The following is a 1,326-nucleotide window of genomic DNA, read 5'->3' as shown; positions in this document are numbered from 1 at the left end:
TGAAGTTCCCCCGCTGTGCGGGAGTGGCTGACTAGCTGGTCATGGCGGGTTGACGTGGTTTCAGGTTCACTTGTTCGGTCGCTGCCTGGTTGGCGTAGTGCTTCTCCTCGAACTCGATGGGGCTGAGGTAGCCGAGCCGTTTCTGGATGCGGCGGGGGTTGTAGAAGCCGTCGATGTACTCGAAGAGCGCGAGGTTCGCCTCGGCACGTGTGGCGAAGACGCGGCCGCGGATGCACTCGGTCTTGACCAGCATCCACAGGTTCTCCGCCAGGGCGTTGTCATAGGAGTCGCCGACCGAGCCCATGGACGCCTGGATACCGGCTCTGACCAGGCGTGTTGTGAGCTTCACGGACGTGTATTGACAGCCGTGGTCGGCGTGGTGGATGAGTTCACCCGGCGCGACTTCGCGGCTGGCCAGGGCATACTCCAGCGAGGTGAGGACCAGGTCGGCGTCGGCGCGGGCGGAGGTTTCCCAGGCCACGACCCGGCGGGAGAACGCGTCGCGGATCGCGGACAGCCACAACGGCCCTTCCCCGGTGGGGATCATGGTCAGGTCGGTGACCCACAGCCGGTTCGGCCCGCTCGCGGTGAAGTCGCGCCCGACCAGGTCCGGGGCCAGATCGGCGTCGGGGTCACGCCGGGTGAAGCCCTTGGCCTTCCGGGGGCTGATCCCGGCGAGGCCGGCCTGGCGCATGAGCCGTTCGACGCGCTTGCGGCCGACGTGGATGCCTTCTCGCTTGAGGACGGCGTGCACCCGCGGTGAGCCGTAGATCCCGCCGGACTCGTCGTGGACCTGCCGGATCCTGCCGGTCAGCTCGGCGTCCCGGAGACGGCGCTCGCACGGCTCGGTCTCTGCCCGGCGCCACCGGTAGTAGGTGGAGGAGGGGATGTTCAGTTCCCGGAGTACGGGCTCGACCCCCAGATGCGGGTGCTCGTCGACGAGCGCCGTCACCTGGGCCGGGTCGGGTCGAGCTGGGCCGCGAAAAAAGCCGAGGCCGTCCGCAGGACCTCATTCGCACGCTTGAGCTGGGCATTCTCCTTCCGCAGAGCGGCCAGCTCCTCCCGCTCGGCGGTCGTGAGCATGTCGTCGCGTTCGCCGGCGTCGGCCTCAGCCTGACGGATCCAGTTGCGCAGGGCCTCGTGGTGCACACCGAGTTCCTCGGCCATACGGCGGATCACGGGCTTCGGCTCGGCGGTCCGGTACATCCGGACCGCACGCTCACGCAACTCCAGCGGGTACTTCCTCGGCGCAGGCATCGTCTGGGCTCCTCTCATGAGACCCATCTGACCCTCTGTCACCCATCCCCGCATCTCGGGGGAACCTCA

2 protein-coding genes are annotated in these 1,326 nt (G+C 67.9%); both read right to left on the bottom strand.

The genetic code is table 11. From position 1 onward, the window contains the following. Window positions 1-31 precede the first annotated feature (31 nt). Complete coding sequence (locus ACIPXC_RS35040) at window positions 32-952, bottom strand: IS3 family transposase (RefSeq protein ID WP_401626562.1); 921 nt, start codon at window positions 950-952, stop codon at window positions 32-34. After that, window positions 949-1,257, bottom strand: a complete 309-nt coding sequence (locus ACIPXC_RS35035; RefSeq protein WP_158104026.1) for a transposase — start codon at window positions 1,255-1,257, stop codon at window positions 949-951. The genes ACIPXC_RS35040 and ACIPXC_RS35035 overlap by 4 nt, the downstream gene beginning before the upstream one ends. Window positions 1,258-1,326 lie beyond the last annotated feature (69 nt).

Origin of the sequence: Streptomyces sp. NPDC090021, from assembly GCF_044748225.1 — a bacterium.
Lineage (GTDB): Bacteria > Actinomycetota > Actinomycetes > Streptomycetales > Streptomycetaceae > Streptomyces.
The sequence above is the reverse complement of the archived record's forward strand: the minus strand, read 5'-3'. Positions and strand labels throughout refer to the sequence as shown.